At 57.3% G+C, this 26,719-nt stretch carries 25 protein-coding genes and 1 pseudogene; 13 read left to right on the top strand and 13 right to left on the bottom strand.

Annotated features, from left to right (window positions below; all coding sequences use genetic code 11):
* Nucleotides 1-33: 33 nt before the first annotated feature.
* The 4 genes from DARO_RS18660 to rsmA are packed head-to-tail and all read left to right on the top strand — an operon-like array spanning nucleotide 34 to nucleotide 5,649.
* The gene (locus DARO_RS18660) at nucleotides 34-2,583 is read left to right on the top strand and encodes an LPS-assembly protein LptD (protein ID WP_011289384.1); all 2,550 of its coding nucleotides are present in this window, start codon (nucleotides 34-36) and stop codon (nucleotides 2,581-2,583) included.
* Entirely contained in the window at nucleotides 2,580-3,896 is a 1,317-nt protein-coding gene (locus DARO_RS18655; RefSeq protein WP_011289383.1) for a peptidylprolyl isomerase, read from the top strand. The genes DARO_RS18660 and DARO_RS18655 overlap by 4 nt, the downstream gene beginning before the upstream one ends.
* On the top strand, nucleotides 3,896-4,885 hold the full coding sequence (gene pdxA / locus DARO_RS18650) for a 4-hydroxythreonine-4-phosphate dehydrogenase PdxA (protein ID WP_011289382.1): 990 nt from the start codon (nucleotides 3,896-3,898) through the stop codon (nucleotides 4,883-4,885). The genes DARO_RS18655 and pdxA overlap by 1 nt, the downstream gene beginning before the upstream one ends.
* Nucleotides 4,882-5,649, top strand: coding sequence for a 16S rRNA (adenine(1518)-N(6)/adenine(1519)-N(6))-dimethyltransferase RsmA (gene rsmA / locus DARO_RS18645; protein ID WP_011289381.1), 768 nt, complete (start codon nucleotides 4,882-4,884; stop codon nucleotides 5,647-5,649). The genes pdxA and rsmA overlap by 4 nt, the downstream gene beginning before the upstream one ends.
* Before the next feature lie 66 nt (nucleotides 5,650-5,715).
* Here rsmA and DARO_RS22960 read toward each other — a convergent pair.
* Nucleotides 5,716-5,802: pseudogene (locus DARO_RS22960) on the bottom strand (YgaP family membrane protein); the annotation flags it as partial.
* 91 nt (nucleotides 5,803-5,893) lie between these two features.
* Between DARO_RS22960 and DARO_RS18640 the strand changes: the two are divergent.
* Both DARO_RS18640 and DARO_RS18635 read left to right on the top strand, forming a co-directional pair.
* The gene (locus DARO_RS18640) at nucleotides 5,894-6,916 is read left to right on the top strand and encodes a site-specific integrase (RefSeq protein WP_011289379.1); all 1,023 of its coding nucleotides are present in this window, start codon (nucleotides 5,894-5,896) and stop codon (nucleotides 6,914-6,916) included.
* A 163-nt stretch (nucleotides 6,917-7,079) separates the two neighbouring features.
* Nucleotides 7,080-8,639, top strand: a complete 1,560-nt coding sequence (locus DARO_RS18635) for a TIR domain-containing protein (RefSeq protein ID WP_041224521.1) — start codon at nucleotides 7,080-7,082, stop codon at nucleotides 8,637-8,639.
* Between the two features lie 17 nt (nucleotides 8,640-8,656).
* Here the strand turns inward: DARO_RS18635 and DARO_RS18630 are convergent, their stop codons facing one another.
* The 8 genes from DARO_RS18630 to DARO_RS18590 form a co-directional block, all read right to left on the bottom strand.
* The gene (locus tag DARO_RS18630) at nucleotides 8,657-9,235 is read right to left on the bottom strand and encodes a recombinase family protein (protein WP_011289377.1); all 579 of its coding nucleotides are present in this window, start codon (nucleotides 9,233-9,235) and stop codon (nucleotides 8,657-8,659) included.
* Between the two features lie 595 nt (nucleotides 9,236-9,830).
* Nucleotides 9,831-10,823, bottom strand: coding sequence for a hypothetical protein (locus DARO_RS18625; protein WP_011289376.1), 993 nt, complete (start codon nucleotides 10,821-10,823; stop codon nucleotides 9,831-9,833).
* Between the two features lie 254 nt (nucleotides 10,824-11,077).
* Complete coding sequence (locus DARO_RS18615) at nucleotides 11,078-11,269, bottom strand: YgaP family membrane protein (RefSeq protein ID WP_011289375.1); 192 nt, start codon at nucleotides 11,267-11,269, stop codon at nucleotides 11,078-11,080.
* Nucleotides 11,270-11,341: 72 nt separating this feature from the next.
* Nucleotides 11,342-12,010, bottom strand: coding sequence for a Crp/Fnr family transcriptional regulator (locus DARO_RS18610; RefSeq protein ID WP_011289374.1), 669 nt, complete (start codon nucleotides 12,008-12,010; stop codon nucleotides 11,342-11,344).
* A 6-nt stretch (nucleotides 12,011-12,016) separates the two neighbouring features.
* Complete coding sequence (gene xth, locus DARO_RS18605) at nucleotides 12,017-12,781, bottom strand: exodeoxyribonuclease III (RefSeq protein ID WP_011289373.1); 765 nt, start codon at nucleotides 12,779-12,781, stop codon at nucleotides 12,017-12,019.
* Complete coding sequence (locus DARO_RS18600) at nucleotides 12,778-13,266, bottom strand: glutaredoxin family protein (RefSeq protein ID WP_011289372.1); 489 nt, start codon at nucleotides 13,264-13,266, stop codon at nucleotides 12,778-12,780. Before DARO_RS18600 ends, xth begins: the two co-directional genes overlap by 4 nt.
* 24 nt (nucleotides 13,267-13,290) lie before the next feature.
* Complete coding sequence (locus DARO_RS18595) at nucleotides 13,291-15,345, bottom strand: M3 family metallopeptidase (protein WP_011289371.1); 2,055 nt, start codon at nucleotides 15,343-15,345, stop codon at nucleotides 13,291-13,293.
* A 61-nt stretch (nucleotides 15,346-15,406) separates the two neighbouring features.
* Nucleotides 15,407-16,180, bottom strand: coding sequence for a DUF2189 domain-containing protein (locus tag DARO_RS18590; RefSeq protein ID WP_011289370.1), 774 nt, complete (start codon nucleotides 16,178-16,180; stop codon nucleotides 15,407-15,409).
* 292 nt (nucleotides 16,181-16,472) lie between these two features.
* Between DARO_RS18590 and DARO_RS22955 the strand changes: the two genes are divergently transcribed.
* From DARO_RS22955 to DARO_RS18570, 4 genes are all read left to right on the top strand, one after another.
* Complete coding sequence (locus DARO_RS22955; protein WP_011289369.1) at nucleotides 16,473-17,057, top strand: hypothetical protein; 585 nt, start codon at nucleotides 16,473-16,475, stop codon at nucleotides 17,055-17,057.
* Between the two features lie 128 nt (nucleotides 17,058-17,185).
* Nucleotides 17,186-17,809: a DUF5343 domain-containing protein gene (locus DARO_RS18580; protein WP_011289368.1), complete on the top strand. Its 624-nt coding sequence runs from the start codon at nucleotides 17,186-17,188 to the stop codon at nucleotides 17,807-17,809.
* Nucleotide 17,810: 1 nt separating this feature from the next.
* Nucleotides 17,811-18,389, top strand: a complete 579-nt coding sequence (locus DARO_RS18575) for a Swt1 family HEPN domain-containing protein (protein ID WP_011289367.1) — start codon at nucleotides 17,811-17,813, stop codon at nucleotides 18,387-18,389.
* Between the two features lie 71 nt (nucleotides 18,390-18,460).
* Nucleotides 18,461-19,195 carry an abortive infection system antitoxin AbiGi family protein gene (locus tag DARO_RS18570; protein WP_157037245.1) on the top strand — a complete coding sequence of 245 codons (735 nt, stop codon included), beginning with the start codon at nucleotides 18,461-18,463 and terminating at the stop codon, nucleotides 19,193-19,195.
* A 206-nt stretch (nucleotides 19,196-19,401) separates the two neighbouring features.
* Here the strand turns inward: DARO_RS18570 and DARO_RS18565 are convergent, their stop codons facing one another.
* From DARO_RS18565 to DARO_RS18550, 4 genes are all read right to left on the bottom strand, one after another.
* Nucleotides 19,402-20,334, bottom strand: coding sequence for a phosphoribosylaminoimidazolesuccinocarboxamide synthase (locus tag DARO_RS18565; protein WP_011289365.1), 933 nt, complete (start codon nucleotides 20,332-20,334; stop codon nucleotides 19,402-19,404).
* Nucleotides 20,335-20,408: 74 nt separating this feature from the next.
* Nucleotides 20,409-21,722, bottom strand: coding sequence for a DUF3422 domain-containing protein (locus DARO_RS18560; RefSeq protein ID WP_041225249.1), 1,314 nt, complete (start codon nucleotides 21,720-21,722; stop codon nucleotides 20,409-20,411).
* A gap of 54 nt (nucleotides 21,723-21,776) precedes the next feature.
* Complete coding sequence (locus DARO_RS18555; protein WP_011289363.1) at nucleotides 21,777-22,727, bottom strand: LysR family transcriptional regulator; 951 nt, start codon at nucleotides 22,725-22,727, stop codon at nucleotides 21,777-21,779.
* 613 nt (nucleotides 22,728-23,340) lie between these two features.
* Nucleotides 23,341-24,720, bottom strand: coding sequence for a ribulose-bisphosphate carboxylase (locus DARO_RS18550; protein ID WP_011289362.1), 1,380 nt, complete (start codon nucleotides 24,718-24,720; stop codon nucleotides 23,341-23,343).
* Between the two features lie 330 nt (nucleotides 24,721-25,050).
* Here DARO_RS18550 and DARO_RS18545 point away from each other — a divergent pair, with 330 nt between their 5' ends.
* From DARO_RS18545 to DARO_RS18535, 3 genes are read left to right on the top strand one after another with little or no spacing between them, the layout of a single operon-like run.
* Nucleotides 25,051-25,329: a DnaJ domain-containing protein gene (locus DARO_RS18545; protein WP_011289361.1), complete on the top strand. Its 279-nt coding sequence runs from the start codon at nucleotides 25,051-25,053 to the stop codon at nucleotides 25,327-25,329.
* Complete coding sequence (locus DARO_RS18540; protein WP_011289360.1) at nucleotides 25,326-25,901, top strand: hypothetical protein; 576 nt, start codon at nucleotides 25,326-25,328, stop codon at nucleotides 25,899-25,901. Before DARO_RS18545 ends, DARO_RS18540 begins: the two co-directional genes overlap by 4 nt.
* Before the next feature lie 48 nt (nucleotides 25,902-25,949).
* A complete protein-coding gene (locus tag DARO_RS18535; RefSeq protein ID WP_011289359.1) occupies nucleotides 25,950-26,711 on the top strand; it encodes a hypothetical protein in 762 nt (253 codons plus the stop codon).
* The last annotated feature ends 8 nt before the right edge of the window (nucleotides 26,712-26,719 follow it).

The raw sequence follows: 26,719 nt of genomic DNA, 5'->3' as shown, positions 1-26,719 counted from the left end.
CGTTCCGGTCCCGGACCTTCACTGATTGCCCTGATGCCCGGTTTTTCCCGCCGCCCGCTTGCTGTTTTCGTCTGTTGTCTGTTTGCCGGAGTGCAGACCGGGCACGCGGCGGCTGATATTGAGCGGGCGATGGTCCAAGGCGAAAGCACCGCCCCTGCTGCCGAGCGTTCTGTCGCCATGCAGCTGGCAGCAGTTAGTGAATTGCCGTTGAATCTGCGAAAGGAACGCAAGTTCGATGTGCTGGGCAAGAAAAAGCAGCCAGCCGAACCAGTGGCGCCGATGCTTGCTCCAGAAAAGCCGATAGAACTGAAAAAGGATGACGCATATCCGTTGTTCATCGTGGCTGATCAGATTGAGGGGCAGGCTGACGAACTTACCGAAGCAGAAGGTGATGTCGAGCTGCGCAAGGTTGGCACGCTGATTTACGCCGATCGCCTGACTTATCGGCCGCTTGAGGATGAAGTCGAGGCAACAGGCTCAGTCCGCATGCTGCAGGATGGCGCCGAAATCAGCGGGCCACACATGCGGATGAAGTTGGCCGACCAGATCGGTTCGGCTGAGCAGGTGACCTACCATATCGTCAAGGAAGTGCCGAGCCGCTTCTATGCGCCGCAGCAGACTGTCGTCACGGTTGCAAGCAGCAACGCGACCAACTCCGGCGCGCCGATGATGCTCAATGTGTCCAATAGCTACGGCTTGCCAACACAGTTGCCCCCGCCGCGTCCCTCTGAAGCGAACGGTTACGCCGAGCGCGTCGAGTTCGAAGGCGAAAACCAGATGACACTGTTTTCGAATACCTACTCAACCTGCAAGCCGGGGCAGGCCGACTGGTACATGAAAAGTTCCGAGACGCACCTTGATTATGACCGCAGTGAAGGCACGGCCAGGAACGCGACACTGTGGTTTGGCGGTGTGCCTATCGTCTACACGCCGGTCGCCGGCTTCCCGCTGAGCACCCAGCGACGTTCAGGTATTTTGCATCCTCATTTCTCGGCATCGACTCGCAGCGGCCTGGATATTTCGGTGCCGTATTACCTGAATCTGGCACCGAACTATGATCTGACGCTGGTTCCGCGCTATATGAGCAAGCGAGGGATGCAACTTGGCGCCGATGCGCGCTATGTTGATTACTTCTACGAGGGGGAGGCGCGTTTCGAGTACCTGCCCAATGACGAAATGCTGGGGCGCAGCCGCTACGGCTACCGGTTTGAGCATCGGCATAACCTGGGGCAGGGCGTCTCCGCCGCGCTGAACTGGAATGGCGTTTCCGACGATCTCTATTGGCAGGATCTATCATCGCGCTTGCTGCAAACCTCGCAGGCGCAGTTGCCACGACAGGTGTCGCTGGGCTACTCGCCATCGCCATGGTTGCAGAGTAACTTGCAGGTCTTGCGCTATCAGACGCTGCAGATAGACCCGAACAATCCGGTGACCAGGCCCTATTTCCTTGAGCCGCAACTGAACCTGGTTGGCTACAAGCCGAATATCTGGAAGACCGATTTCAGCATGGTCGGGCAATTCTCGCGCTTCACGCATGTCGATGCCGGCAAGGTGCAGGGCGATCGAATGGTGTTCTACCCGCAGCTTTCCCTGCCCATCGTCCATCCGGCTTTCCAGATTACCCCCAAGATTGGCCTGCACATGACCAAGTACACGCTCGATCAGCAGGCTGCCGGTCTGCCGGAGAGTATCTCGCGTGTCTTGCCGACCTTTTCGCTGGATTCGACCGTAATTCTGGAGCGCGAGGGCGACTGGTTCGGCCGTGGCTATATCCAGACGCTGGAACCGCGTCTGTACTACGTCAATATTCCGTACAAGGATCAAAGCCAGATTCCCTTGTTCGACTCTGGTCTGTCCGACTTCAATTTCGCCCAGATCTTTTCCGAGAACCGCTACAGCGGCTACGACCGGATCAACGATGCCAACCAGTTGACCGCTGCGCTCACCACGCGTCTGCTCGATGGCGAGACTGGTGTTGAGCGTCTCAAGGCCATGGTTGGCCAGCGCTATTATTTCAAGCCGCAGCGCGTTGCAATTACCGGCGAAACGACCCGCCAGAACGATTTTTCGAATCTGGTCGCCGCAGTCAATGGGCTGGTGGCCCCCAAAACCTATGCCGATGTGGCTTGGGAATACAACTACCGTGAGAATATCAGCGAGCGTTTCTCGGCCGGGGTGCGTTTCCAGCCGGAACTCGGCAAGGTGATGTCGGCCAGTTATCGCTACACGCGTGACCCGCTGACCACCCTGTCGACGGTCGATCAGGTCGATATTGCCGGCCAGTGGCCGATTTCGGCAAATTGGTATGCGGTCGGCCGCTACAATTATTCTCTGCGCGACAAGCGTGTACTTGAATCGATTGCCGGCGTGGAGTACAACGCCGGTTGCTGGGCGGTCCGCCTCGTTGGCCAACATCTTGGGGCCATTTCCGGTGCGGCGAACGACACGGTGTTTTTCCAGCTTGAACTGAACGACTTCGGCAGCATCGGCTCAAATCCGATCGGCCTGCTACGACGCAGCATTCCCGGCTACGGCAAGATCAACGAATTGCCCACCAGCAGCAGCCTGCTTACCTCCCAATGAAGACCATGAACCCATATATTCGTCATCTGATTCTCCTGATTTGCTGTCTCGGTGGCATGCTGGCGCAACCGCTCTCGGCCGCCCCGCAGGACCCTGTCGAAGCTGACCGTATCGTGGCAGTGGTTGGCAGCGACGTGATCACCTATTTCGAATTGCGGACCCGTTTGACGGCGGCGCTCAAGCAGTTGCAAAAGCAGGGAACGCCATTGCCGCCGCAGGATGTCCTGGAGCGCCAGATGCTCGAGCGCCTGATCATGGAACGTGCCCAGTTGCAGTATGGGCGCGAGACCGGGATGAAGATTGACGATACCCAGCTGGACCTGGCCATCGGCCGGATCGCTGCCGGCAACAAGATGACCGTGCCGCAGTTCCGCGCCGCACTGGAAAAGGATGGCGTGCAATACGCCCAGTTCCGCGAGGAAATTCGCAATGAAATGGTGACTGTTCGGTTACGCGAACGTGAGGTGGACAGCAAGTTGGTGATCTCCGAAGGCGAAATCGACAACTACCTGGCCAATCAGACAGCCACTGGGAGCGAGGAGGAGTATCAACTGGCGCATATCCTGTTGCGCGCCCCGGAGTCGGCCACCCCCGAACAGCTGCAGAAATTGCGGCAACGTGGCGAGCAAGCCCTGAAACGGGCCCGTGCCGGTGAGAACTTCGCGCAATTGACAGCGGCTTTTTCAGATGCCCCTGATGCCTTGCAGGGCGGCGATCTTGGCTGGCGCCCGCTGGCTCGTTTGCCGGCACTCTACGCCGAAGCCGGATCGCGCCTCCAGTCGGGTGAAGTCAGCGACCTGCTGCGTTCATCGGCTGGTTTTCACATCGTCAAGCTGGTCAGCAAGCGCGGTGGCAGTGCCCCGGCTTCCGTACAGCAGACCCACGCGCGTCACATCCTGATCCGCTCCAGCGAAGTGCTCTCGGAGGCCGAGGCTACTCGCAAACTGGAAGCTGTTCGTGAGCGCATTGCCAATGGCGTTGATTTTGCCGAACAGGCGCGCCTTTACTCGCAGGATGGTTCGGCCGCCAAGGGAGGGGAATTGGGCTGGCTTAACCCCGGCGATACGGTCCCCGAATTTGAGCGGGCGATGGATGCATTGAAAATCAATGAAGTCAGCCAAGTGGTCCAGTCGCCTTTCGGCATGCACCTGATTCAGGTGCTCGAACGCCGCGAGCGCGACGTATCCGCCGAGCGTCAGCGTGCCGTGGCACGTCAGGCCTTGCGTGAGCGCAAACTGGATGAAGCCTATCAGGATTGGCTGCGCCAGTTGCGCGACCGGACTTACGTCGAAAACCGTCTCGACGAACAGTGATGCACCCGCTTATTGCCGTCACCAGCGGCGAACCGGCCGGCATCGGGCCGGAACTTTGTTTGCGGCTGGCCGACTACGACGGTGCTGCCCATCCGGTGGTTCTTGGTGATCGTTCTCTCCTCGAGGCGCGCGCGGCTCAGCTCGGGCTGAACGTGGCTTTTCGCGATTACACCGCGGGGCAAGCTCAAGCGCCAGGGAGCCTCGACGTGCTGCATATTCCTCTGGCCGTTTCATCGCAGGCTGGCCAGCTGGATGCGGCCAACGGCCTCTATGTCCTTTCCCTGCTCGACCGCGCGCTGGCCGGCTGTCAATCCGGCGAGTTCGCTGCGATGGCGACAGCGCCGGTGCACAAGGGGGTGGTCAACGAAGCCGGTGTGCATTTCACCGGTCACACCGAATACCTTGCTGAAAAAACCGACACGCCGCTGGTCGTCATGATGCTGGCCGGTGAAACTGAACGCGGGCCGCTACGCGTTGCCCTGGTGACAACGCACCTGCCATTGAAAGATGTGCCGGCAGCGATTACTGCCGAGGTGCTGGAAAAAACGCTGCGCATCCTGCATGCCGACCTGCGCGCCAAATACGGCCTTGCCCAGCCGCGTATCCTGGTTGCCGGCCTCAACCCGCACGCTGGTGAAGGCGGTTATCTCGGCATGGAAGAAATCGAAGTCATCACGCCGGTACTGCAAAAGCTGCGGGCCGAGGGCATGGTGCTGTCCGGCCCTTACCCGGCCGATACCATGTTTACGCCACCTATCCTCGCCCAGGGCGACGCGGTGCTCGCCATGTATCACGACCAGGGGCTGACCGCATTGAAGTACGCCACTTTCGGCAAAGGCATCAACGTCACGCTTGGCCTGCCCATCATTCGCACCTCGGTCGATCACGGAACCGCATTGGAATTGGCCGGTACCGGCAAGGCCGATCCGGGCAGCCTGTTCGAATCGATTGCCGAAGCGGCACGCATGGCTCAAAGGAGCATTCAATGAAAGGCCACGTCGCCCGCAAACGCTTCGGCCAGAATTTCCTGGTGGATCAAGGCATCATCGCCGCCATCATCTCGGCCGTCGATCCGAAACGTGACGAAACCGTGGTCGAAATCGGCCCTGGTCTGGGCGCCATTACCGAGCCGCTGATGGCTCGTGTCGATCACCTGCATGTCATCGAAATCGACCGCGACCTGATCGCCCGGCTGAAAAAACAGCATACGCCAGAGCGGATGACCGTTCATGAGGGCGATGCGCTGGCCTTCGATTTCGCCAGTATCGGCAAGAATTTGCGTCTTGTCGGCAACCTGCCCTACAACATCTCGACGCCCCTGCTCTTCCATCTTGCCGAGTACGTCGATGTCGTCCATGACATGCACTTCATGCTGCAGAAGGAAGTGGTCGAGCGCATGGTGGCCGAGCCGGGCAATGCTGATTTCGGTCGGATGTCGGTGATGCTGCAATACCGCTTCTATCTGGAATGGCTGATCGACGTGCCGCCGGAAAGCTTTGATCCGCCGCCCAAGGTCCAGTCGGCCGTCGTCCGCCTGATTCCGAAGCCCGTTTCCGAGTTGAATGCCAAGAGCCAGGAAAAACTGTCGCAGGTCGCGCTGACCGCTTTCTCGCAACGCCGAAAAATGCTCCGCAACACCATGAAGACCCTGCTCAGCGATGCCGCCTTCACCGAGCTCGGCATCGATCCGACCTGCCGGCCGGAAGATGTTTCGGTCGAGGATTACGTCCGCATCGCCAACTATCTGAGCTGATGCCAACCGCTCGCCGAGAATGAAAAAACCCGCCAAGGCGGGTTTTTGTTTGGGGCCTTGGCCAAATTACTTTTGCGTCGGGCAGGTCTTGATGCCGAGCAGCGTGTAGGCCGGGCACCAGCCCATCAACCCTGTTGCGAGAGGGACGATGCCGCCCGGAGATGCTGATCTGGCAAGGTTTTCCAATTTCGAGTTTTAGCGCATTTGTCTGTTTGTCCCTCCTGTGTCCCTCCGGGAGGTTTCAGTGGCTACATTTAGGCAGCGTTCAGGTGGTTGGCAGGTTCGGGTTCGGCGTCAGGGCTACCCCGATGTAGTGAAAACATTCAAGCTCCGGCAAGACGGCGAGAAATGGGCCAGAGCCATTGAACGCGAGTTGGACATGGGTTGCTATGTCCATCGCACAGAAGCGGAGCGGATGACGCTTGCAGAGCTTCTGGATCGCTACGGCAAGGAGGTTTCGCCGCAGCACAAAGGCCACCGGGAAGAGCTTTGGAAGATCGGCGTCATCCTGCGTGACCGGATCGCCAAATACAGCTTGGTTGCTTTAACGCCGATGCTGGTCGCTGATTACCGGGACCGGCGCTTGCAGGTGGTTGCAGATGCAACGGCCAGGCATGAACTGAACATCATCAGTGCCGCCTACAAGGTGGCTGCTCGTGAGTGGGGCATCCCCGTCAGCAATCCGGTCAGTCAGATCAAACGTCCTCCTGCTGGACGAGAGCGCAAGCGACGCATCAGCCAGGCGGAGATTGAGGCCATCATCCAGCACAGCAAGACCCGCGAGCTACCGGACTTCCTGTGTCTTGCAGTGACTACCGGAATGCGGCGAGGCGAGATCATTCGCCTACGTTGGCAGGACATCGATATGGGGAGGCGCCTTGCCTACCTGAGCGATACAAAGAACGGCGAGGATCGCGTCGTGCCGCTGAGTAGCGAAGCACTGGCGGTGCTGCAAGCCATGCCTCGGCGATTCGACGGGCGCTTGTTCAGTCTGGAACCGCGAGGGTTTTCCAAGGCGATGCGGAAGTCAGTGGTCAGGGCTAGGCGCGCCTATGAGGCTGAGAGTAGTCTGGCTGGTGTGCAGCCTGATCCTGAATTCCTCTGTGATCTTCGCCTCCACGATGCTCGCCACGAAGCGGTCAGTGCATTCTTCGAGCGAGGATTGGATGTGATGGAGGTGGCCTCCATCTCTGGCCACAAGACACTCAGTTGCCTGAAGCGCTACACGCACATGAGGGCGGAGAGAATCGCACGAAAGCTCGGCTAACGGAGGCCATGGAAACAGACTCTCAAATGTGATTACGCTTGTATCAATGATATATCAATAAACAAAGTTCCAAGGACCGCCAATTTTCTATATGATAAGTGCATCACGAACGGCTCCGGCGTATCTAAATTTACTTTATTACTGGGCGTTAATTTAATAAAACATGGAAAATATTCGGCCAATCGAATTACAAGAAGTTTTTGTTCTGTCTGGAATACCAACGATTACTTTTGTTCAGCCCGTAGAATATACTAGGCTCTTGGTGGCACTAAAAACAGCAGGGCGTGGGATTGTGGTTGAAGGGCCATCCGGAATCGGAAAAACGACTTCAGTTATTAATGCCATCAAAGATGCTGGATTGGCTGAAAAAGTATTGGTGTTGTCAGCAAGAAAAGCTGATGAGGTAGAGTTGATTAAGGAATTGCCAAAGCAAGTTCCATTTGGAGTCGTGGTTATTGACGATTTTCATCGGCTTGATAGAAAAGTAAAAAAACAAATTGCCGATTTAATGAAGTCCCTTGCGGACGATGGGGCTGCTCACAGTAAAATTATTATTCTTGGCATCACCAATGCCGGGCAAACTCTAATCTCCTTCGGAAAAGATCTTGCCAATAGAATCGAAGTAATTCCCTTTGAGGCAAATCCTGAGTATAAAGTTGAGGAGTTAATCAAAAAGGGGGAATTGGCGCTAAATATAAATATAAACATCGCTAGCGATATTGTAAAAGACGCCCAAGGTAGTTTCTATTTGGCTCAGATGCTGGCATACAATACATGCCTCCGGGCTGGAATACTGAAGTGGAGCGAAAGTCTAATTGAAACCCAGGAAAGTCATGAGTCTGTCAAGACGCAAGTCATGACGGCGCTATCACGAATATTTCACGATACTGCTATAAGTTTTGCTAGGGGAACAAAGTTAAGAAGAGAGGGGCGCGCCCCTTACTTGCATCTCTTATATTGGCTTAGTCAAAGTAAGACTTGGGTTATTAATGCGGAAAGAGAGGCCGACCGTCATCCAGAGCAAAGAGGAAGCGTATCTCAAGTTGTTACAAAGGGGTTTCTGGAGGAATTAATTTCGTCATCGGATGACCTTCAAAAGGTTTTGCATTTTGATAACACGAGTGGCAACTTGGCTATTCAAGATCCACAGTTTGTGTTCTACATTAGAAATCTGTCATGGCCTCAATTTGCAGACGAAGTTGGTTTTATATCTCTTGAGTTTCCTTCTCGTTATGACTTCGCCTTGTCATTTGCCGGATCGGACCGAGATATTGCAGAGGCGATATTTAATTGCCTCTCTGAAAACGAGCTTGAAGTTTTCTACGACAAGAATGAGCAACACCGCATACTTGCGCAAGATGTGGAGGAGTATTTGGCTCCAATCTACGCATCAGATGCCCAGTTCGTTGTTTGCATTCTTGGACCGGATTACCCGAAGAAAATTTGGACCAAATTTGAATCGAGCCAGTTTAAGCAAAGGTTTAAATCTGGTGATGTCATTCCTATTGTTTTGTCGAGTGCTCCTCTTGGAGTTTTTGATACTGCTACGAGTGTAGGATATTTGCCTTGGGATAGGGCTAGTGTATTTGAATATCAGCTTAAAAACGTTGTTGAAACGCTATTGAAGAAATGCGCTGAAACTCGAAGCAGCCGAAGGCACGAATTTGATGGCGACAATAATTTTCTGACTGAACAAATTGCTCTCAACCTCGTTGCCGAATAAGGCTCACCGGCAAAAAATTAACCTGCACAAGCTTTTATAGCACAAATGGTCGCGCGAGAAACCCTGTAGGAGCGCGCCAGAGCGCTCACAGATTCTCCCGCCCCCATCCTGCGTCGTATTTCCGTTCGCTCGTCCTGCGTCGTTTTTGACGGTCTGCCGAGGGTCTTTCCTTCTACCCTCGCCCGAGCCAGTCCGGCTTGGGTTCGCTCAACAAGTAGATCGCGCTCCATCTCTGCGACCGCTGCCAGCATGGACAGCAGCAGCTTGCCTGCCGGTGCCGTCAGGTCGGTGTTGCCGAGTTGCAGGACGACGACGCGGATGCCACGCTCACCTAGCTGACGAACGGTCTGCAGCACGTCGATTGCATCCCGACCAAGCCGGTCCAGCTTGGACACGACCAAGGTCTCGCCCTTGCGAATCTGACCGAGCAGCGCTTTGAACGCCGGACGCTGAGATGCGGCGACCTTGCCGCTGATGCCGTCATCGGCAAACCAGAAATCTGGTTCGATCTGGTAGCCGGCTTGCTCAAGCTCAAGCCGCTGGTTGTCTGTCGTCTGCGTCCCGGTTGATACACGTCCGTAACCGAAGGTGGCCATCATCTGCTCCTGTATGACTGTTGGAAAACGTGGCCAAGAATAGGACGCCGCCAGAAAGTCCACAAGGATAGGATTCCGACAGGGTTGGACGTAGAGACAGACCGGTGCCGGAATACGGTCGATTTCCAACAGAGCGGTGCAAACTCTCATGTCGCGCAACTAACTACAACTGACTTCCAACTTAACGTCATAAGCGCCCAAACTGACTTATATATGCCCACGCTCAGGAGCGAAGTCCTAGCCGGATCGTGAAAGCTCGAAGGTGATCCATTCTTCAATCCGGTATCTGGGACTGAAGTCTTATAGATAGCCGAGGCGTGGGCATCCCTTTCCGAGGATCCTCAACGGAGGCGGAGCCGACGTTCGGAGCCGAGCATGGCCTGACGTTAAAAGTTCGAGATTAGAGCATCCGGCGGCGCAGCCGCCGTCGCGAAGCGAATCGGAAAATTATTAACCTACCCAACTACATCACTACTGACTTACAAACTTATGCGTTCAGATTTTAAGGAAAGTGTCGCCGAAACCATTGCCGGTTCTGGATTTCGACGACTTGTGCCTACGAATCTGCATGGCAGCAAAGCAGTCGAGGGCTGACCTATACCTTACTTCCCCGTGTTTCGGTGCGCCGACGCATACGCTTCAGTTTCGCGGAGAGCGTGCTAATCGAAAGCGGTGCCTTGCCAGAAATCCAGCCATGCATCTGAGCAACCGCAAGCAGCCCCTGACCTTCCATCACCTTGTCGGCCAGCCAAAGCAATTTGAAGTCTTCAATATGGGTCTTCAGGCTCGGTTCGGAGACAAGCTGCTCGCGCAGTCTGCGGTCGATGGTGGTCTTCATGCTGTTTTCCGCATAACGCCATCTATCGGCGACCGCCTTGGTGCGCAGGCATGCCAACTGCAATTCCTCATGAGGGATCAAATTCAAGACCTTCCCGACTTTGGCTTCGTTTGTCCACGACTTCGCAGCAAGGATTGCAGCCCTATCGAAGTCCAACTCCTCATTGGCAAACAGGGGGGCGAAGGCTCGATCAGGCAGTTCATCCCGTTTGCCTCGACTGTGAAGCCAGTGCATGTCGATAACCTGCCGGTCACGCATCATCAGTGTGTCATCGGGAGTCGCCTTTTGCATTCGACGGGGCAGAGGACGCTGAGGCCGGAACTTGGGCGGCACCTCGCCACGTTCATTCATGGCGACGCTGATTGCACAGTATTTCTCTCGAATCTGGTGATACGGGGTAGTAGTGCCGATCAAAGCCTTCAACGCCTTTGTTTGATTGCTGCTGGTGAGGGGCATGAAATCGACTTGATCGAGCGCCACATCCGGGAAGCAGTAACATTCGACAAGCTCCTTGGCAGGATCGTGTTGGGGGTGGGCTACGGTCTTGTCTGCCGCCCCAACATCTTTGGCACTGCTGGCTGCTGCCTCCAAAGCCTCACGTGCTGCCTCGGCGCTACCGTCATCCTCATCAAGTCCGAGAAGCAGATCGTCAAGTTCCTTATCCAGGGCCAAGTCCTGTTCGGACACTCGGTTCAACTCCAGCTCTCGACGTTCTGCGAGAGAAAGACCGACTACGTTTTTCATCATCATGGGTGCTGCCCTCCTGTTGGTTGGTTATCTACAGGAATAGTTATAGTCAGATTTGAGTTATCTCGATGAAATCGACTATGGCAGTTTTGTTGTGGGTGGCCAAAGGATGTGGTTTGATGGCCTCTGGTGGGCAAATTCTTGTCCCTCCAGTGTCCCTTTTGATTAACAAATTGAGGGTAAAACAGACGAAAAAGGCGGCTCAGGTCACCCTGTCCGCCTTCTGCAAAAAGCTTGGAAAGCCTTGTGCTGTCTGATTACTTTTGCGTCGGGCAGGTCTTGATGCCGAGCAGCGTGTAGGCCGGGCACCAGCCCATCAACCCTGTTGCGAGAGGGACGATGCCGATGTAGCCCCAGACCGGCAGCATGCCGGCTGCGGTGGCGCCGATCAGGCCGGCGCCGGCTACGATACGAATGATTTTGTCGATACCGCCAACATTTGCAGCCATGGTGTTTTCTCCGTCAGGTTATGTGTACAGCGCCAATGTAACGGGGCATCGTGACAGCGTATGTAACCTTGGTCACACAGCCGCAAGTTTCTGCAAGCCGTCGCGATCGGTGACCGTCAGCTGTTCGCGGCCCAGCGTCACTACTCCTTGAGCGGCAAAGCCCTTGAGCAGGCGGCTGACAATTTCGCGGACGCTGCCCAGTTCGTCGGCCAGCTGTTGGTGGGTGACGTTGAGCGTTGTTTCATTGCGAGCCAGGATCAGCTTGGCAAGTCGCTGGTCGAGCCGGGCAAAGGCGACCTCCTCGACCAATTGCATCAGTTCGCCGATGCGGTCCGCAAACAGGTGAAAGACGAAATCCCGGAAAGGCGGATGCTCGACCATCAGTCGGGCGAATTCGGCGACCGGTATGGCGAGCAGCGTCAGCGGCGTTTCGGCGATGCCGCGGGCGTTGTAGTCGGTATGGCCGAGCAGGCAACTGGAGCTAATGATGCATGAACCGCCGGGGGGGACGCGATAAAGCATCAGCTCCCGCCCGCTGGCTGCCAGCTTGATGACCTTGATGCTGCCTTCGAGCAGCAGCGGAAATCCCTGACAGGGCTGGTGTTCGGCAAAAACCTGGGTGCCGGCCGGCAAATGCATGATCGCCTGTGGCTGCAGCAGGGCTGCCAGACGTTCGGCCGGCAGGCCGGCCAGCGCCGGGTAGAGCGCCGTCAGTCGTTCCGGGGTGATGGCGGTCGACATTGGAGGTTAGGAAATTTCGGCCCAGACCGGCGCGTGATCGGACGGGCGCTCCAGCTTGCGCGGGGCGCGGTCGATGCCGGCAGCGCTGCATTTTGCGGCCAGTGGTGCGGAAAGCAGTACGTGGTCGATGCGCAGGCCGAGGTTTTTCTGGAAGCCCAGCATCCGGTAATCCCACCACGAGAAGGTTTTTTCCGGTTGCTCGAATAGCCGGAAACTGTCGTTCAGGCCGAGGCCGATGAAGCGCTGGAAGGCGGCGCGCTCGGGTTCGGAACAGAGAATGTTGCCGGCCCAGGCCTTGGGGTCGTGTACGTCGCGATCATCCGGCGCGATGTTGTAGTCGCCGCACAGGGCCAGCTTCGGATATTTGCTCATTTCTTCGCCGAGCCAGACGGCCAACGCGTCGAGCCAGCGTAGCTTGTAGTCGTATTTGTCGCTGCCGACGGCCTGGCCATTCGGCATGTAGGCGCAAACGACGCGGGTGTCGCCAACCGTGCCGCTGATCAGGCGTTTCTGTTCGTCCGGGAAGTGCGGATTGCCGCAGATGACATCGTGAATCGGCTGGCGGGCGAGCAGGGCGACGCCGTTGTAGGTTTTTTGGCCGGAGAAAGCGACCTGGTAACCGGCGGCCTCGATTTCGGCGCGCGGGAAGTTATGGTCTTCAAGCTTCAACTCCTGCAGGCACAAGGCATCCGGCTGAGCTGCGGCGAGCCAGTCGAGCAGGTGCGGCAGGCGGACCTTCAGGGAATTGACGTTCCAGCTGGCGATTTTCACTTGCTGAGACCGCCGGAAGGTTTGCTGCCGTAGGCGGCCGTCTTCGGATAGCCGGCCAGGTCGAGCAGGTTGTCGTAGGCTGCTGCCTCGAAGCCGCGGAAGCGCTGATTGCCGACCTTCAGTGCGGGCACGGCGGCGTCTCCGACCAATTGCTTCAGTTCGTCGATTTCAGCTTGTGTCTGCAGCATTTTCTCGGTGAAGGGAACGCCGCGGCCATTCAGCAGATCGCGGGCCTGCTTGCAGCCATCGACGCATTCGGCTGAGGTGTACAAGGTGACCGGAAATGCTTCGGCCGCTTTTTTGGTGGCGAAGCTCTGGTTGTCACCGGCTTCCGCTTTTCCGCCATTTTTGACGACACCTTTGGTTTTGCCTGGCGGGGGCGTGTCGGAGACGACCGTGCGGCCGCCTGAGTCGAGCCAGCGGTAGGTGTCCGCTTGGGCAAAGGTGGCAGCCAGTGTCAGGCACAGCATGAGCAGGTAACGCATTATTCTCTCCCTCGTTTGAGCTGCTTAGGCCGCAATCATACCGCTATGACGGAGCAGTGCATCGACGCTCGGTTCGCGCCCACGGAAGGCCTTGAACGACTCGATGGCCGGACGCGAGCCGCCAACCGACAGGATTTCATCGAGGAAGCGCTTGCCCACCGTGGCATCGAAGGGATCGCCGGCCTCTTCGAAAGCCGCATAGGCATCGGCCGACAGCACTTCCGCCCACTTGTAGCTGAAGTAACCGGCCCCATAACCGCCGCCAAAAATGTGCGAGAAGCTGTTCGGGAAGCGATGCCATTCGGGCGGAATCAGCACGGCGACTTCCTTGCGTACGTCCTTGAGCACGTCCATCACGGTCAAGCCGGATTTCGGGTCAAGATCGGAATGGATCAGCATGTCGAACAGCGAGAACTCGATCTGGCGCACGGCCATCATGCCGCTCTGGAAATTCTTGGCGGCCAGCATCTTGTCGAACAGTTCGCGCGGCAGCGTCGCGCCGGTATCGACGTGGGCCGTCATGCCGGACACGACTTCCCATTCCCAGCAGTAGTTTTCCATGAACTGCGAGGGCAGTTCGACGGCATCCCACTCGACGCCATGAATGCCCGAAACGCCGAGCTCTTCGCCACGGGTCAGCAGGTGGTGCAGGCCGTGGCCGGTTTCGTGGAACAGGGTGGTCACTTCGTCGTGCGTGAAGGTGGCCGGTTTGCCGCCGACCGGGCGGGCGAAATTGCAGTTCAAGTAGGCAATCGGCTTCTGGATGCCGGTGACGGTGCGGCGGCGCGAGCGGGCTTCATCCATCCAGGCACCGCCACGCTTGGTTTCGCGGGCGTAGAGGTCGAGGTAGAACTGGCCGACCAGATCGCCGGTCGGCGTTTCCAGCCGGTAGAAGCGGACGTCCTCATGCCAGACCGGCGCCGTGTCCGGCTTGACCTTGACGTTGAACAGGCTCTCGATGACCTTGAACAGGCCGCCGAGCACCTTGGGCTCGGTGAAATACTGCTTCACTTCCTGCTCGGAGAAAGCGTAGCGGGCCTGCAGCAGCTTTTCGGATACATAGGCGGCATCCCACGGCTGGAAGTCGTTCAGGCCCAGTTCATCCTTGGCAAAGGCGCGCAGCTCGGCGATGTCCTTGGCGGCGAACGGCTTGGCCTTGGCTGCCAGTTCGCGTAGGAAAGCCAGCACCTGGGCCGGCGTGTCAGCCATCTTGGGGGCCAGCGACACTTCGGCGAAGTTGTTGAAGCCGAGCATCCTGGCGTCTTCCTCGCGCAGTTCAAGCATGCGCTGGATGATCGGCGTATTGTCCCATTCCGGCTTGCTGGAGCCGTCGTGGAATTCGGCGGCGCGCGTCGCGTAGGCGCGGTACATCCGGGCACGCAGCTCGCGGTTGTCGGCATACTGCATGACCGGGCCGTAGGACGGGGCCTGCAGGCTGAAACGCCAACCATCGACGCCGGCTTTTTCGGCCGCGGTCTTCGCGGCTTCCTTGACGTCGTCGGGCAGGCCAGCGAGCTGTGCTTCGTCGGTGATGACTTCGGCGAACGCGTTGGTCGCGTCGAGCAGGTTCTCGGCAAATTTGGCAGACAGCTGCGATAGCTCTTCCATGATGGCCTGGAAGCGCGGCTTCTGCTCTTCCGGTAATTCCGCACCAGAAAGGCGGAAATCACGCACCTCGTTATTGACGATCTTTTTCTGTTCGACGCTCAGCGTCGCGTATTCGGCACTTTCACGCAGGGCCTTGTACTTTTCGAACAGTTTCAGGTTCTGGCCGAGTTCGGCGTAGAAGCGCGACACCTCAGGCAGCATTTCGTTGTAGGCCTCGCGCCAGGCAGGCACGTCATTGACTGAATGCAGGTGGCCGACAATGCCCCAGGCGCGGCCGAAAGGCTCCAGCCCGTCGGAAAGCGCCCCGGCGAATTCCGGCCAGGTGGCGGGCGTGCTGTCGGCGGTCAGGCGCTCGATCAGCGCCTTGCCTTCGGCAAGCAGGGATTCGATGGCTGGTTTGACGTGTTCGGGCTGGATCAGGTCGAAGCGGGGCAGGTCGGAGAAATCGAGGAGCGGGTTGCTGGCGGTCATGGTCGTCGGGGCAATGAAAAAGGGCGGTCTGCGCCGCCCGTTTGGGAAAGGGAGAGTGTGTCTATTCTACAAGTTCGCGGTAGGCATGCCACGAAGCGTGGCCGAGAATCGGCATGATCACGACCAGACCGAAGAGCAGGGTGGCGAAACCGAGCAGAGTCAGCCCAACGAGCAGGGCCGCCCAGAGCAGCAGCGAACCGGTGTTCTGCATGAAGCTGCGCAGGCTGGTCATTATGGCCGTGGCGACATCGGCATCGCGGTCGAGCATCAGCGGGACTGACACGACGGCCAACGCATAGACGAAGAGCGCCAATCCGCTGCCGAGCAGGAACCAGGTGGCGGTGAAGGCCAGGTGCTGGCCGTCGAACAGGATTTCGTTCAGGTAGGCACTGGCTATCGGCGTCGAGTCGGCGCCGATCAGGGCAAAGGCGACGGCAGAAAAGCGCTCCCACATCAGTGTGATCAGCGCCAGGATCAGACCGAAGAGGGCCAGCGACTGGCCGTTGCGCGCGAAGCATTTGAGCGAATCGATGAACAGAATTTTCTCGCCGGCTTCTGTTCGGCGGCTCAGCTCGTAGAGCCCCGCAGCCAGCAAGGGCGCGACGAGGAAGAAGCCGGAAATGGAAACGGTCAGCAGATGCGGCGTTTCGAGCAGCGCGAGAATGATCAGATCGCCGCCCAGTGCGAACAGCAGGCCATAGGCCAGCGATGGCAAAGGATCGGCCCTGAGGTCGTGCCAGCCGGCGCGCAGCCAGAACCAAGGGCGATCGGCGGCGATGCGCCGAATGTGGGGCAAGGACATTCCTTGCGCATGGAAATCGGAAAGCGGGTTCATGGCAGCCTCCTCTGTCAGGGTAACGGAACTTTGACAGGGGGGGACGGGGCGGGGTTCAGTAGATGGCTAGGTCCGGGATCGGCCACAAGCGGCCGTTGCGCGATTTTCCCTAAAGCTGACGTCAGCCCCCCGGATAGCCTTGAATACTGTACGGAGTATTTCGTCAATTTACGGACGTGGAAGTCAGGTAATCCTTGCAAGACAAGCAAGTACAAAGACATAATTCATGTCATTGATTTCACTTCATAGATGGACCCGCTGCGTCCGTCTAACAACTAGTTAGAACGTTCCTATGGACTGGCTTACCTTCATCTCAAAGGTTGTAGAAGCGACCTCTTGGCCTCTAGTTGCATGCATCTGTTTCTTCGCGCTCAAAGATCAACTCCTTCGTCTATTTCCATTCCTTCGGCGTCTCAAGTACAAAGAGTTTGAGGCGGAGTTTGGAGAAGGTGTTCGAGAGGTAAGCGAAAAGCTTACTGCAAGCGCAACACCACCAGTTGTTTCAACGTCACCAGAGGCAACTGCGGCTTCTGGAGATACACGAGACCATTTCGTTCGATTGGCGGAAGCGGCACCCCGCGCAGCTGTTCTCGAAGCCTGGCTTCAGGTTGAACATGCCGCCCAACGCCTAATTCGTTCTTATGGTGTAGCTGAACGCAGACCACTTCGCATGGTTGGGCCAACCATCATTCGTGACTACCTAGATAAAACGAATGCAGTTACCCCAGAGCAGCGTGAGAGCTTCGACAAGCTCCGTCAGCTAAGAAACAAAGTCGTTCACTTTGCGGACGTATCTTTGCCGCTCGATGAGGTTATCGAATACATCGACCTAGCTCTTTCTCTCGCGGGACAGTTTGATGTTGCCGTCAAGTCCTAACATGGCGCTAAACCTCGCTCCCTCTGGACGTTGGATGCTATGCGATAAAGCCGCGCAGCGTCGGTTAGCTCTTTGCTAGGCCCCCGATATACAGAAGTTTTTCATCGAATCAACTTTTAGGAATAAGCATGGGACAAATAAATATCCCCTACATGTCTGCTCCGGGGGCAATTTCAAAGATTCTTGAGAAAATAAAAGAAGCCGGAACGCCTGACAATTTCAACGCCGATTTTCTGTCGACGAAGCTAGGCTTCAAGGGAGGGAACTACCGTACTTTTATATCTTGGGCAAAAAAAACTGGGCTACTAAATGGCGACGGCACCCCAACACTTCTCTACAAGTCTTTCAGAAATCCAACATCATCAAAATCCAGCCTTGCTCAGGCCATTAGAAATGGATACACCGAGTTGTATTCGCGAAACGAGTATTGTCACGAGCTTGATAGAAAAGCTTTCAAAGGCCTAGTCATGGAGGCCACAGGAGAGGCCCATGACTCGAAGGTTGTAGAAGTTATTGTTTCAACGTTTTTCAACGCAAAGGCTCTCGCTGATTTTGACTCGCGCCCGGGAGATGAGAGTCGTGTAGAGCTTAAAGTTGAAAAGCAGCTCGAGCTAGATGACGAGAAAACTCATCACAAGCGAGTACACCTCGGCCTTAATTTCACAATAAATTTGGTGCTTCCGAAAACAGACGACCCTGCTGTTTACGCAGCTATTTTTCAGTCTCTTCGAGAAAGCCTTTTGAAAGAGTGACATGGACGCAGAGAGCAAAGTAAAGCTATTTGTCCTATCCAATTCGATTGCTGAACATAGACTCGATCGCGTTGAAAGCGAACTTGGTCTCGATTTGGGACGGTACGAAAAAGCCGTCACGAAAGAGGAAGACTATTACGCCCAATTTGATGCTGCTTTCAGAAACGAGGCCAAAGTAATGGCTCGCCACTACGAAATTTTTTACTGTCTAGAAAAATCCATTCGAAGCCTTATTGTTCAGATAATGAAGGAAAGTTACTCTGATAATTGGTGGGATTTGAAGGTTAGGGAAGACATCAAGAGAAATGTAGAGGCAAACATTCGACGAGAAGCGGAATCAGGTTTCACAGAGAGGTCGGAGCTTGAGATCGATTACACAACCTTTGGTGAATTGACCTCGATTGTTCAAGACAACTGGGAAGCTTTCTCGGCGCTTTTCAAAAATCCCAAAGCATTCTCAAAAATCATGACGAGCCTCAATCAACTAAGAGGCCCCATTGCTCACTGCTGCCCGTTGGCTGAAGACGAGGTCGTAAGACTGAATCTTGCTGTCAAGGACTGGTTTAGATTGATGGCGTAGGCTTTGTTCGAATTCGCAACGGAACTTCAGGCTAGTAACTCCCTCACGTCAAAAGTTAGGTGTATTTCCACATGATCGCTGACCGAAAATACATCAATAGTTCGCTTATTCATTGGACAGGGCGCGCCAAGGATCAAGATGCCGCCTGTTCAATTTTGGAGAATATCTGTAGGGAGCAGATTCTTCGATTGACCTATTGTCCAACCTATGTACAAGGGAATTTTAGGCCTCGCGTAGCAATGGCTTGCTTCACTGATATTCCGATTGAGCATAGCCACGAGCACTGCGCTAAATTTGGGCAGTTCGGACTCGCATTCGATAAAAAGAAGATGATTGAGTACGGAGCAAATCCTGTCCTCTACACAACCGGGAGGCATCTGGATCGCGTCCGAAAACTTTCGTGTTTGTTGGAGCGCATGAAAGATTTGGAAAAAGACCGGGAATGGCGAAGCGAAGTTGAACCATACAATTTTGCAGAAGACGAGACTTTTGCGTTGCTTGAAGTCCTTGGTCTTCTCCAAGAGTATTCATACAAGAACGATGATGGAACTGACTACGTCACCTACTTGCAGCGAGAGTGGCGCCTTACATTTGAGGTATTACCATTTGCGGGTGGCACTACAGAACACACCCCGGGGAGTAGCTGCTTCTATATTAGAGATGAAACCACCTATAGCGTTTTTAAATTCGACAAGTCGGATGTTGAGTACATCATTGCCCCTGCCGCGTATAAAGACCGAGCATCTGATGCGGCGAGTATTCTTGGGTGCAACTTAAGGATCTATGAAGTAGAAGTGAATGTCTGACATCACCAAAGGCAGCGCAGCTACGCGGCGCAGCTTAATTCTGGCATTCTTGAACGTCAGTTTTTCCAAATCGGCAATTTTCGCTTAGGGCACAACCCAGCCTCTCAAAAGCTCCCATCGCTTTCATGGCTTTCCTTTTTCCGGTTCGGAAGCGCAAAAGAAAAACGCCCGCTTCATGCGGGCGTTTTTCTTGAAGTGACGGTCGCTTACAGCGTCTTGCCGGTCAGCTTTTCGTAGGCTTCGATGTACTTGGCGCTGGTGCGGGCGATGACGTCGGCCGGCAGTTTGGGGCCGGGGGCGACTTTTCCCCAGTCCAGGGTTTCGAGGTAATCGCGGACGTATTGCTTGTCGTAGGACGGCGGGTTGCTGCCTTCCTGATAATGGTCGGCTGGCCAGAAACGCGAGGAATCCGGGGTCAGGGCTTCGTCGATCAGGTGCAGGGTGCCGGCGGCATCGATGCCGAATTCGAACTTGGTGTCGGCGATGATGATGCCGCGGCCACGGGCGTAGGCGGAGGCTTCTTCGTACAGGCGGATGGCGGCGATGCGGGCTTCGTCGGCCAGTCCGGCACCGTTCTTGCCGGTGCCGGCCAGCGCTTCGGCGAGGTCGGCGGCGCAGTTGGCCTGGGCAGTGGCGAAGGAGACGTTCTCGTCATGGTCACCGACGGCGGCCTTGGTGGCCGGCGTGAAGATCGGAGAGGGCAGCTTGGCGGCCATCTTGAGGCCGGCCGGCAGCGCGATGCCGCAGATGGCACCGGTTTCCTGATAGTCCTTCCAGCCGGAACCGATCACGTAGCCACGGACGACGGCTTCGATCGGCAGCGGTTTCAGGCGCTTGACGACGACGGCACGGCCACGGACTTGCTCACGTTCGTTTTCAGCAACGACGGTTTCGGGATCGATGCCGGTCAGTTGATTCGGGACGATGTGGCCGAGTTTGTCGAACCAGAAATTGGCGACAGCCTGCAGGACTTCACCCTTGCGCGGAATCGGGTCCGGCAGGATGACGTCGAAGGCGGACAGGCGGTCGGTGGTGACGATCAGCAGCTTGTCGGCGTCGACGGCGTAGATGTCGCGGACCTTGCCCTTGTTGATCAGGGGCAGGCTGGTGATGGTGGATTCGAAAAGCGGAGCGGTCACGGTCGTGGTCCCGATAAGCAAAACGCAGATTATAAATTATTACCGGGCAATCAAATCCGTTGCCGATTTGCAAACTAGTGCTGAATGCCTTCTTCGGCAGACAGTTTCTTGCGCATGCGGCGGGTGCCCCAGGCAACCAGCCCGGCGATCACCGGAATCGATACGGCGGTGATTACGTCGGTATTGATGTGGTGAAGTTCTTTGGTGCCTTTGGCGATGTACTGGACCAGTTGCGAGCCGTAGTAGGTCAGAACGACCACCGACAGGCCTTCGACGGCTTCCTGCAGGTGTAGCTGGAGTTTGGCGCGGCGATTCATCTGGCCGAGCAGTTCCTGGTTCTGGCGTTCCAGTTCGATGTCGACGCGGGTGCGCAGCAACTGGCTGTTGCGGGCGACGCGGGCGGAGAGTTCTTCCTGTCGACGGCTGATCGCTTCGCAGGTGTTCATGGCCGGCAGTAGCCGGCGCTGCATGAATTCGAAGAAGGTAGGCAGGCCGGAGATGCGGGTTTCGCGCAGTTCCTCGATGCGCTGCATGACCAACCCGTGATAGGCCCGGGAAGCGCCGAAGCGGAAGGTGGTGCGGGCGACGGAGTGCTCGACGTCGGCGGCCAGCGCCGACAGCATGCCGAGCACTTCGCGTTCGTCGGTCGGCGACTTGGCATGGCCGATGCGGTCCATCATGTCGGCCAGCTTTTTCTCGCCGTCGTACAGCCAGCGCCCGACCTCCTTGGCGACCGGCAGGCCGAGCAGGGCCATCATCCGGTAGGTTTCGATCTCGACCAGACGCTGCACGGTACGGCCGGTCTGGCGCTGGGTCATGCCGGCGTTGAGCACCAGAAAGCGCGAGAAGCCGTTGTCGATCTTGAAATCGGTGAAGATCCAGGCGGTGTCGTCGGCCACCTTGGCGGCAACCATCGTCCGGCCGTTCGGCGTCAGGCTGGCGAGAATCGAATCCGGGCTGATTTCGTCAGTCGACCGCAGTTCGACATGGGTAGCGACGATCAGCTTGCCCGGGATGCCGGAAAACCACTCGGGATGCACGGCATCGAATGCAGTGACGTCCGGGTGCAGTTCTTCGCCGCTGGCCAGCGGGCGGAAGAAGGTGTAGCTGGAGAATTCGGTGTGCAGCTCCCAGCGCATACGGAAGGCGCCGGTATCGATCATCAGGTGCGAGTCGGAGCTTTCAATCGAATTGCAGACGTGGCCCTGGCAGAGCTTGCTCAGGTTGTCACGGGCGGCCGGTGCTTTCTCGGCGCTGTGCTTGAAGACCAGATGCGAGACGAGCATGGCGCCGACCAGCGGTACGGGCGGCCGGGCGTGGAACTCGTTGTTCAGGCGCTGGCGGAGCGGGTGCTCCTGCAGGTCGGAAAGCGCAAGGCGAGGATGCATGATCGAGGTTGAAGGCATTATTGTTGCGGTGCAACAGATTGTAGCGTAAGCAAATCAGGATGCGGTGCGTGCCGCAAGATAGCGGCCGAATTCCTGCTCCAGCCCTGGCGTCGCCTGTTCGAGCAGGAACTGGCGGAAGCGCTGGCCAGCTGGTAGCAGGCGTTTGCTGTTCATGTGCACGACGTACCAGGTGCGTTCAATCGGTGTGCCGATGACGTCGAAGACGGCCACCTCGGCGGTTTTCAGTTCAAGCGGCAGGGTGTGCAGCGAAATCAGCGCGATGCCCATGCCGGCCATGACCGCTTGCTTGATCGTTTCGTTGCTGCCCATGCTAATGGTCTTGGCCGGTGTGAACAGATGGTTCTTGAACATTTCCTCGGCCACCCGGCGCGAACCCGAGCCTTCCTCACGCAGCAGAAAGGTTTCGTGGCGCAGCTCCTGCAGGTCAAAACGGCGGGCGTCACGCAGCGGGTGGTCGGCCGGGCCGATCAGCACGTAAGGGTGGCTGGCCATCGGCTCGGCGTGAGCGTCGATCTCGACCGGGATACGGCCCATCACGGCGAGGTCGATGGCGTTGTCCTGCAGCTTTTGCAGCAGCGTTTCGCGGTTGCCGACCGAGAACTGCACTTCGATGCCGGGGTGCGCCTGCGAAAACTGGGCGAGCAGGCGGGGCATGAAATATTTGGCAGTGCTGACCAGACCGACCGAGAGCTGGCCGGCTTCGGCCCCGAGCAGGCCCTGAAGGTTGGCCTCGGCGTCCTTGATCTCGCCGAGCACGCGCAGGGCGTGGTGCATCAGCAGCTCGCCGGCATCCGTCAGCGCGACGCCACGGCCCATGCGTTCGAACAGTGGCAGGCCGACGTTGTCTTCGAGCTGTTTCAACTGCATCGAGACGGCGGGGGGCGTCAGGTGCAGTTCCTCGGCGGCGCGGGCGTAGCTCAGGTGGCGGGCAGCGACGACGAAAATCTGCAACTGGCGGAGCGTCAGGGTGCGGATGAAGTTCATGTTCAGGGCGGCTCGGGTTTTTTTGGGTGTTTGGTAAGGGGGAGTTTAATGCTGGTGATTGTTTTAGCGTTGGTTTTCGCGCTTGAGGCGCGCCTTACTTTCTTTTGCTTCGCCAAAAGAAAGTAAGCAAAGAAAAGGCGACCCAGGGTCGGTGCCGGCTGCGCCGGTTCCCTGTGCTACTCGAAACGCCGGGCGGCTGGCTAAACTCGCCTGCGGCTCAGACAACGCCAGCCGAAGTCCCCCGGCGCTTCTGCGTTGCTCGGCACCTTCCAAGGGGCCCGGTGAGGCGTCCTCGCTGAACCTGTGAATTTCATTTTTGGCCTTTTTCCCGGTTGACCGTGGAAGTCAATTTCTTGGTTGTCGCTTGGTTCCGAGACGAGTTTAGGGCCCCGTGTGAAGCGCCGAGCAACGGAGAAAACGGCGGAAAAAGGGCGAGGACTGTCTGAGGGCGAAGCCCGAGTTCCGCAGCCCCCGACGGTTTTGAGTAGCGCAGGGAAGTTGGCGCAGCCAACCGCGTAACTCGGGGTCGCCTTTTCTTTGGCTACTTTCTTTTGGCGAAGCAAAAGAAAGTATGCCCGCCCGCAAGGCGGAAAGCAGCGGTTGATAACCAGCCTCACGCCGCTGGCCGCAACTTATGCCGCCACCCCGGATACAACTGATCCGCATCCTGCGGGAACGATTCAAACGCCCGAGCGAACTCGTAGTGGTCGCGCGCCCACTCCACCGGATCGGCCCCGGCCTTCCAGCAATCGTAAGCCTGACGCAGCGAGCGCGCACCGGCGGCCGGTGAGTCAATGTGACCATACGCACCACCACCTGCCGTGTTGATCACATTGCCGTGACCGAGATTTTCGAAGAAGCCAGGCAGGCGCAGCGCGTTCATGCCGCCGGAAATGATCGGCGTCGTCGGCTTCATGCCGTACCACTCCTGGTGATAGACCGGTCCCGTGTAGCTGTCGCGCTCGATGATGTAGGCGCAGGCGCGGTCGTCCTTGTCGCCTTCCATCTTGCCGTAGCCCATGGTGCCAACGTGGATGCCGGAAGCGCCCTGCAGGCGGGACATCTTGGCCAGCACGTAGGCGGTGTAGCCGCGCTTTGATGAGGGTGAAGTGACGGCGCCGTGGCCGGCGCGGTGGTAGTGCAGGTACTGGTTAGGGTACTGCCGGCGGGCGGTAGTGATCATGCCCGGGCCGCCGACATAGCCATCAACCAGAAAGGCCAGCTTGTCGGCATCCGGGCCGAAGGCTTCGAGGGCAAAGTCGGCGCGGGCACACATTTCGAAATGGTCGTCGGCCGTGATGTTCATCGAGAACAGCTTTGCCTCGCCGGTTTCGTCCATGGCCCGCTTCATTGAATCATAGACCAGCGGAATGACCTTTTTTAGCGGCGCGAAAACCTGGTTGCCCTGCGGCTCGTCGTTCTTGATGAAATCTCCACCGAGCCAGAATTCGTAGGCGGCGCGGGCGAAGGGCTCCGGGCGCAGGCCGAGCTTGGGTTTGATGATGGTGCCGGCGATGTAGCCGCCGTCCTTGACCGGCCGGCCGAGCATGCGCCAGAGGTCGGAAATGTCCTTGCTCGGGCCGTCGAACAGCTCGATGCCACGGCGCGGCACGTAGAAATCGACCATCTTGGCATGCTCGATGTCGCCCATGCCCTGGTTGTTGCCGATGGTCAGCGTCAGGAAGGAGGCCATCATCATCCGGCCATCGGTCATGTTGCGGTCGAACAGGTCGAGCGGGTAGGCGATGCGCATGTCCTCGCTCGCCTCGTCGATGTGATAGACCAGGGCATCGACGCCCTTCGTGAATTCGTCGGTCGTACACACCTCGACATTGGTGCCGGTGGATGATTCGGCGGCGAAGTGAGCGGCGGCTTCAAGATAGCGGTGGCCGGCCTTGGGTTTCATCTTGTAGGCGCACAGGATGTGCTGGCCACCGGCGATCAGTTCGGCTTCGGTCAGGCTGAGATCGGCATAGCGGTTTGACTGGTCCATCGTCTTGTCTCCTGGGTTATTCGTCGGGGAAAAACTATGGACTGAATGCTAGGCGGGGCTATTGATAAATAATAGTCACGTGTTTTTATCTGACACTTAAGCGATGGCTGAACCAATGAGCCTTGTTTGAGCCTTTCGGTTTCTGGCAGAATTTCCCGCTATTCCCAGACCAGCCCTTGCATTCCGGGGCATGGATGATCGCTTCCAGTCGACAGCGAGGAAGCATTGTTGGCTTAGTTGACGGATAATTCGCCTTTGGCCGTAACGCGTTGTTTTTTGCGAGGGAATCACTCAGGTTTTCGCTGATCCCTGACCACAGATAAAGGCACTATGAAAGACTATTACGGGCTGCTCGGCGTCGCACCGGATGCCAGCAATGAAATCATCAAGACGGCCTACCGGAAGAAAGCGGCGCAGTTTCACCCCGACCGCAACCCGGAACCCGACGCCGCCAGCAAATTCAGGGCGGTGCAGGAAGCTTACGAAGTACTGGCCGATGTGGATCGCCGCAAGGTCTATGACGAGACCCGGCGCACCAGCCTGATCGACGACCCGCTGGTCGTGGCGCGCGAAATCTGGTCCAGCCATTTAGGAAACATGCAAAAGTGAAAAAGTCTTATTACTTTGCCGAGTTGTCAGCGTCGTACGACGCGGAAATTCAGGATCTGCTGAACGATTCGGAGGGAAAGTCTGCGCTCAAACTCCGGCTGAAGGAAAAACGCCAGGAATTGAAGTCCATCCTGCCGATGATTGAGTTCAGCCCGGAGATGGTGGTGCCGGTGTTTTACGACGGTTTTTCCTTCCCCAATCCCAAGGCCATGGCTGCCGCCGTGATGTGCGAGCCGGATGACGGCGACTTTCCGAGCTGGGATGACGTCAGCGCCGTCGTCAAGCTGGAATCCTGGGCCGCCCCTTACCTGGCCGCGGTGCTGGCCGAGGGCGCCGGCGAGGCGTTCATGGTGACTGCCGCCTGCCTGGAATTCATCCGCAAGTTCGATCACAGCGCGCCCCAGTCGGCGTCGAAGAACGACGATGACGATGACGATGACGAAGAGCGTGGTGACGAGGAAGATCGCAGCAGTCGGAACAGTGATGAAGAGGGCGACGATGAAGACCGTGATCTGGCCGAAGCCGGTGACGACTGGCTGGGCGAGCAGGGCTTCGATTCGCTGAAATCCTGATCCCCGCTGACACAGCCCGCACTATTCGATTTTTAGATAAGGCATGAAATGAAACATCCGGTCGTACTCAAGGCATCCCAACTCATTCTCGCCGGCGACGTGAAGGGCGCCGAAACGGCCCTGGCCAACATTGCCGACAGCGAAGGCGATGACGCACTGGTCGAGATCTTGAACGACGTCGCGCCGAAGGACCTGCTCGCCATCATGCGCGGCTTCGACGGATCGAAACAGACCGTGGTCAATATGCTGGTCACGCCGGAACAGTTCGCCCGGGCTGTCATTCTCGAAGTTCGCTATCGCGACCAGACCCACGCCGCCCTGCACGGCATGATGAATGCCGTGCTTTACCGCGACGAGGAAATGACCGCCGAGTACCTTGAAGCGATTGGCGAGATCGAAGGTGGCTACGAAGTGCTGGCCAATTATTTCGGCGAGCGTGATGACGAGCTGCTGGCCTTCGCCATGTCCGGCGTGTTCTCCGAGGAGTTCGACGCCGAGTATGGCCATGAATCGAAGTCGATCTCCTGGCTCAACGAAAAAATCGAAGAGATCGACGAAGCCCTGCACGAAGGCAATTCCATTACCGGCTCGCGGCCCAAGGTGCCGCGCTCGGAAATCGCCGACCACGACTGGATGGAAACCGCCTGGGTGCTGCGCTACGAACTGTCGGACATTTTCGAGCAGATCGTCATCATCCTGCGCGACCGCCTGCTGCGCCGTGTCGAAGTCCTCGAGGACGACGAAGCGGTGGCGAGCAAGCCGAAACCCGGCCCAGCTGCCGCAGCGGATGACGAGGAATCGGCGCTCTGACAATGGCC

This window comes from Dechloromonas aromatica RCB (genome assembly GCF_000012425.1).
Note: the sequence above shows the minus strand (reverse complement) of the source record. Positions and strands in the feature narration are given on the sequence as shown.

What these genes read in the sequence shown, in the direction of transcription:
- DARO_RS18660 (WP_011289384.1), top strand. Translation starts at nt 34, where the DNA reads ATGCCCGGTTTTTCCCGCCGCCCGCTTGCTGTTTTCGTCTGTTGTCTG.
- DARO_RS18655 (WP_011289383.1), top strand. Translation starts at nt 2,580, where the DNA reads ATGAAGACCATGAACCCATATATTCGTCATCTGATTCTCCTGATTTGC.
- pdxA (WP_011289382.1), top strand. Translation starts at nt 3,896, where the DNA reads ATGCACCCGCTTATTGCCGTCACCAGCGGCGAACCGGCCGGCATCGGG.
- rsmA (WP_011289381.1), top strand. Translation starts at nt 4,882, where the DNA reads ATGAAAGGCCACGTCGCCCGCAAACGCTTCGGCCAGAATTTCCTGGTG.
- DARO_RS18635 (WP_041224521.1), top strand. Translation starts at nt 7,080, where the DNA reads ATGGAAAATATTCGGCCAATCGAATTACAAGAAGTTTTTGTTCTGTCT.
- DARO_RS18630 (WP_011289377.1), bottom strand. Translation starts at nt 9,235, where the DNA reads ATGGCCACCTTCGGTTACGGACGTGTATCAACCGGGACGCAGACGACA.
- DARO_RS18625 (WP_011289376.1), bottom strand. Translation starts at nt 10,823, where the DNA reads ATGATGATGAAAAACGTAGTCGGTCTTTCTCTCGCAGAACGTCGAGAG.
- DARO_RS18615 (WP_011289375.1), bottom strand. Translation starts at nt 11,269, where the DNA reads ATGGCTGCAAATGTTGGCGGTATCGACAAAATCATTCGTATCGTAGCC.
- DARO_RS18610 (WP_011289374.1), bottom strand. Translation starts at nt 12,010, where the DNA reads ATGTCGACCGCCATCACCCCGGAACGACTGACGGCGCTCTACCCGGCG.
- DARO_RS18600 (WP_011289372.1), bottom strand. Translation starts at nt 13,266, where the DNA reads ATGCGTTACCTGCTCATGCTGTGCCTGACACTGGCTGCCACCTTTGCC.
- DARO_RS18595 (WP_011289371.1), bottom strand. Translation starts at nt 15,345, where the DNA reads ATGACCGCCAGCAACCCGCTCCTCGATTTCTCCGACCTGCCCCGCTTC.
- DARO_RS18590 (WP_011289370.1), bottom strand. Translation starts at nt 16,180, where the DNA reads ATGAACCCGCTTTCCGATTTCCATGCGCAAGGAATGTCCTTGCCCCAC.
- DARO_RS22955 (WP_011289369.1), top strand. Translation starts at nt 16,473, where the DNA reads ATGGACTGGCTTACCTTCATCTCAAAGGTTGTAGAAGCGACCTCTTGG.
- DARO_RS18580 (WP_011289368.1), top strand. Translation starts at nt 17,186, where the DNA reads ATGGGACAAATAAATATCCCCTACATGTCTGCTCCGGGGGCAATTTCA.
- DARO_RS18575 (WP_011289367.1), top strand. Translation starts at nt 17,811, where the DNA reads ATGGACGCAGAGAGCAAAGTAAAGCTATTTGTCCTATCCAATTCGATT.
- DARO_RS18570 (WP_157037245.1), top strand. Translation starts at nt 18,461, where the DNA reads ATGATCGCTGACCGAAAATACATCAATAGTTCGCTTATTCATTGGACA.
- DARO_RS18560 (WP_041225249.1), bottom strand. Translation starts at nt 21,722, where the DNA reads ATGCATCCTCGCCTTGCGCTTTCCGACCTGCAGGAGCACCCGCTCCGC.
- DARO_RS18555 (WP_011289363.1), bottom strand. Translation starts at nt 22,727, where the DNA reads ATGAACTTCATCCGCACCCTGACGCTCCGCCAGTTGCAGATTTTCGTC.
- DARO_RS18550 (WP_011289362.1), bottom strand. Translation starts at nt 24,720, where the DNA reads ATGGACCAGTCAAACCGCTATGCCGATCTCAGCCTGACCGAAGCCGAA.
- DARO_RS18545 (WP_011289361.1), top strand. Translation starts at nt 25,051, where the DNA reads ATGAAAGACTATTACGGGCTGCTCGGCGTCGCACCGGATGCCAGCAAT.
- DARO_RS18535 (WP_011289359.1), top strand. Translation starts at nt 25,950, where the DNA reads ATGAAACATCCGGTCGTACTCAAGGCATCCCAACTCATTCTCGCCGGC.